General features: G+C 60.5%; 5 protein-coding genes. 2 read left to right on the forward strand and 3 right to left on the reverse strand.

From position 1 onward, the window contains the following. Window positions 1-399: 399 nt before the first annotated feature. From ABD842_RS13990 to ABD842_RS14000, 3 genes are all read right to left on the reverse strand, one after another. Window positions 400-1,728 (reverse strand): ATP-binding protein, encoded by a 1,329-nt coding sequence (locus ABD842_RS13990; protein ID WP_345115061.1) that lies wholly within the window; start codon window positions 1,726-1,728, stop codon window positions 400-402. Then, entirely contained in the window at window positions 1,725-1,892 is a 168-nt protein-coding gene (locus ABD842_RS13995; protein WP_345115064.1) for a hypothetical protein, read from the reverse strand. Before ABD842_RS13995 ends, ABD842_RS13990 begins: the two co-directional genes overlap by 4 nt. 200 nt (window positions 1,893-2,092) lie before the next feature. Further along, complete coding sequence (locus ABD842_RS14000) at window positions 2,093-2,707, reverse strand: recombinase family protein (protein ID WP_425553190.1); 615 nt, start codon at window positions 2,705-2,707, stop codon at window positions 2,093-2,095. Between the two features lie 181 nt (window positions 2,708-2,888). On the opposite strand from ABD842_RS14000, the gene ABD842_RS14005 reads away from it, so the two are divergent. After that, entirely contained in the window at window positions 2,889-3,485 is a 597-nt protein-coding gene (locus ABD842_RS14005; RefSeq protein ID WP_345115067.1) for a hypothetical protein, read from the forward strand. A gap of 72 nt (window positions 3,486-3,557) precedes the next feature. Continuing rightward, complete coding sequence (locus ABD842_RS21210) at window positions 3,558-4,010, forward strand: putative immunity protein (protein WP_425553191.1); 453 nt, start codon at window positions 3,558-3,560, stop codon at window positions 4,008-4,010. Window positions 4,011-4,220 lie beyond the last annotated feature (210 nt).

Here is a 4,220-nt window from a genome sequence, read left to right on the forward strand (position 1 = left end):
ACGGAATTTAAGGGTCGAAATTTTGCTGCACTTATAGTAGCGGTTAGCAGGCTGCATAACAGTAAGTTACGCCCATTCTCTTGACTTCTGCTTCCTAAGCCCCTCGGTTTTATCAACAGGGCCATGCTTATACCGGCAATTCCCTGAATAGCCAATACCAAGTGGGCGACTCCGTGTGGGTAAAGTACGTGCCAGACTTCCCGCGCTTCAACCGGATTGTAGAACTAAACGAGTAGATCACGTTACAGCTCGTTATAATAGAATCCCAGATCGACACCGCAAAAGATAAGTCGATTCGATCACGTGAGCCAATCGTGAGCCAATTCACCTATCGAAAAACACGCCTCTACAGCGTCCATTCAGCGAATTGCCGTTGAGCGCCATCTGGTGATGAGCCAATCATGAGCCAATCAACCGGTACTCTGTTCCGGCTCCGCGGGTCCCGGTTTTCTGCAGGTAGCCACTCTTTTCCAACTCGCCCAGGTAACGCGTGGCCGTGGGCTTGCTCACGCCCAGTTGCTGCTGTACCAACGTATTGGTAATACTGCCGTGTTGCCCCGTGTAGAGCAGTACCGGAATCAGCTCCGCGCGCACGCCTTGTTGCTGCCAGTAGGCCGGGGAGTACTCGGCGAAGGCCACCACGAAACCCGAGGCCTCGAAGTAGAAGCGCGGGGCCGGCAGGTGGACGGCGCGGCACTCGCTGAGGATCTTAAGGGTGCCGCGGCCCCAGGATTCGATGTAGCCGGCGCGGAAGAGGGTGTTGGCCACGTCCGGATTGAAGGGTTTCGATGGGTGTTTGCGCAACAGGTTCTCCACCGTCCAGCTGTCGGGCAGGTCGCCTTCGTTCCAGAACTGCAATCGGTGCTCGTAGACACTAATCTGCACGGGTGTGCCGCCGCTGTAGTCTTTGTGGGCCAACGCATTGAGCAGGGCCTCGCGCAGGGCAGCAGCGGGAAACGGAGGTTCTTCCAGGCGGCTGGCGCCTTCGTAGCGCACTTGGGCCTTGGTGTACTTGGTCTGCAGCAAATCCAGCGTGCGCTCGACCTGCTGCAGCAGCGGCCCGTGCACTTCGTCTTGGTAGCGCAAATCGTCGTCGGTGGCAAAGAAGCCTATCTTGACGTAGGCCCCGGTGATGAACTTCTCGGGCCTCGGGTGAAACAGCAGCACCGCGGCCCGCTTCAGGTAGTTGCCTTCCACCAGGTTGAGATTGTCGAGCAGCGCCTCGTTGTGGTCGTGCAGGACCTGCTCGTCCACGCGCCCGCTTTTGGCCGCGCGTTGGCGGAAGAGGTCAAAGGCCTCCGCCGACAAATCGGCCGCCGTGACGCCCGGCACCGGCACGCCGTCCCAGCGTTTGCCTTGCTTTTGCAGCAGAAAGGCGCTCAGGGCCGGGCCTTTGAGCTCCTGCTTCGTGCTGCCACTGCGGTAGTGGTACTGTCCCCGGTAGCTGATGGGGTAAGGATAGGGCTCGACGACAATTTCCAGGTACTCCAATCCGCCTTCCTCGTGCCGGTTGACCTCCACGAGGATGCCCATCAAATCGCGCACCTGGTTGGGTAAATCTTCCAGCACCTTGCGGATGTTGGGCAAGCCCACCACTTGGCCGTCGTCGTTTTTGCCGACGTAAATCCGCCCGCCTTGGGCGTTGGCAAAACCACAGATCCACTTGAGGTATTCGTCCCGCCACGACTCTTTCCACTCCACGTTCTGCTGTTCCCGGGCGGTGCTCATGGCTGCGGGGAAGGGGCCGGCGCGGTCTGCGCGTACAACGCCTCCAAGCGCGCCAAGGGCACGGCCTGGTTCTCCAGCGCCATGGAGGCGTACACGGCACGTAGCACCATGGCTTTGACCACGGCCGGGTCCTGCAGCTGGGGGTAACGGTCGCGGAGCTTCATGATAGCAAGGGAAACACGGGAGAACGCAAAGATACCTGGAAACTTCACCCGGTGGAGACGTTGATCGGTACGGTGCGGTGGCTGCCAGGGAATGCCCGGAGCTATTCTCCGCATATTATGCGGAGAATAGCGGGGATAATCGCCGCACGGTGCACCCCACTGGGTACGCCCTCCCCGGGCGTCAACCGGTAAGTGGTTGCTCACGAGACAGCCCCGGCCACCGGACTGGGCAGGGGCCGGGCGTGCAGGGACACGCCGCGGTGGTGTAGATACTTGTAGAAGGTGGCCTTGCAGATGCGCAGGCTGCGGGCCATGTCGTCGACACTCAGTTCCTGGGCCTTGTAGAGCAACTCGGCCGCGCGGGCCGTTCGCTGGGCCTCCTCGGACAACCCCGGCTTGCGCCCGCCGACGCGGCCCCGGGCGCGGGCGGCCGCTAGTCCAGCCAGGGTGCGCTCGCGGATGAGCTCGCGTTCAAACTCGGCCAGCGAGGCAAACAGGTTGAGCACGAGCCGGCCCTGGGCCGAGTGGGTGTTGATGGCATCGGTCAGGGAAATCAGGCCGATGTCCCGGCGCTGCAGCTCGGCCACCAGGTCGAGCAGGTGCTTGAGCGAGCGGCCCAGCCGGTCGAGCTTGTAGATGTAGACCGTGTCGCCCGGGCGCACCTGCAGCAAGAGCTTGTCGAGTTCGACCCGGGCGGCGAGGGCGCCGGAGACTTTTTCCTGGTAGATGAGCTCGCAGCCGGCCTGGGTCAGGGCGTCGAGCTGCAGTTCTAAATTCTGGTCGCGGGTCGAGACGCGGGCGTAGCCAATCTTCATGCGGTGGAGTTTACGAAACTCATCTCCTAACGCAGTTTCGTAAACTTTGATTAGTAGACGAGTTTTTTAAACTCGGCACACGTAACAGAAGCGGGTTCCATGTCCTTATGGAACCCGCGGGCTGGTTAGATTAGCGGTTCATTCAAAGGAGCGTTCTAATGCTTCACCTTACCTTGAGCCAATGTTTCGTCTGTCTTTGTGCTATGCTTGGCTCTGCATTGTTTTGCTCCAATCCTCAATGGGGCACGCACAATCTGCGCCCACGGTGGTAGCAGAGCAGGAATTAATGCAGCAGGCAACGCTCATCTTCGAAGGCGAATTAGTGCGAACGGCGTCGTACTTCAACGCGGATAGCACCCGTCAGTTTTATACCAGTTTGGTCCGCATCACCCGCCTATTGAAAGGGCATTCCGATGCCGACACGGTGCAAGTGGTTTACCCCGGCATCCGCATCAGTGCCGTCATTCGTGACCCGCAAACCGGAGAAACGATGCTTGCGATGACCATGCCGCCCTCGCATGGACCCAGCGATGTGGGAGGAAGCGTCCCGCTGCCCGCCGGGAAGCCCGTCGTATTGTTTTGCCGGTCGTTGCCTTCGCGTTTCGCGCCGCGGCCGCCGCGCCTAACCACAGCCCGGCTCCCGGTCCTGGAACGGGTGGGGGGAGCCTGGGACTTATTTCGCGAGGGTTCCATCGTGTCAGACGTAGGCGGACGATTTGCCGACTTCCCAGCCCTCTATCGCTACTTGTCTGAGCACTATCATCTGGGAATCAGGTAAACCTAAACGGTCTTCTATCTTTCACTTTGCTGAACCGAAGCCGTAGCTGGGTCCCCCGTTCGCCGCGACGCCATGAGCAAAGCTAAAAAACAACACTTCCCCACTTCTAGCACGCAGGCGCATCACGCCTTGGCCCTGTGGGCGGCGGCCTGTGCTGAGCACACGCTAACCCTATTTGAAGCCGAGTTGCCCGGGGACCATCGCCCTCGACATGCCCTGCAGGTGGTTCGGCAGTGGGTGCGGGGCGAACGCAGCATGGCCGAGTGCCGGGCGGCCGCGTTTGCCGCGCACGCCGCAGCCCGGCAGGCAACGGGCCCAGCCGCCATCGCCGCGGCACGCTCCAGTGGCCACGCGGCGGCTGTAGCGCACGTCTACACCCATGCGCCTCATGCAGGCACCTACGCCACCAAGGCCGCTGCGCTGGCCGCAGCCGTTCCACAAGCCGCGCAGGAGCTCGAACGGGAGTGGCAACGAGAACAACTCCGCGGGGACCTGCACCCGCTCGCGTTTCCCAAGAGCACATGAGGTTGCCCTTGGGAAATACCTCTTTTAAAGAACCAAGTGCAGCAAAACGGTCCGAAGGACGATACGTAGTCTGGCGCTGCAATCGGGCCTACATTTAACCGCATGTGAGGTGGTCTAGTCGAGGCGCACAGAAACAGGACGTATATTTCCTGAGTCATGACCGCAAAAAAGAGCAAGACTATGCCGGATAAGCGGCGCAAATACGACGAT

The sequence above is a fragment of the Hymenobacter algoricola genome, assembly GCF_039539525.1.
Taxonomy (GTDB): Bacteria; Bacteroidota; Bacteroidia; order Cytophagales; family Hymenobacteraceae; genus Hymenobacter; species Hymenobacter algoricola.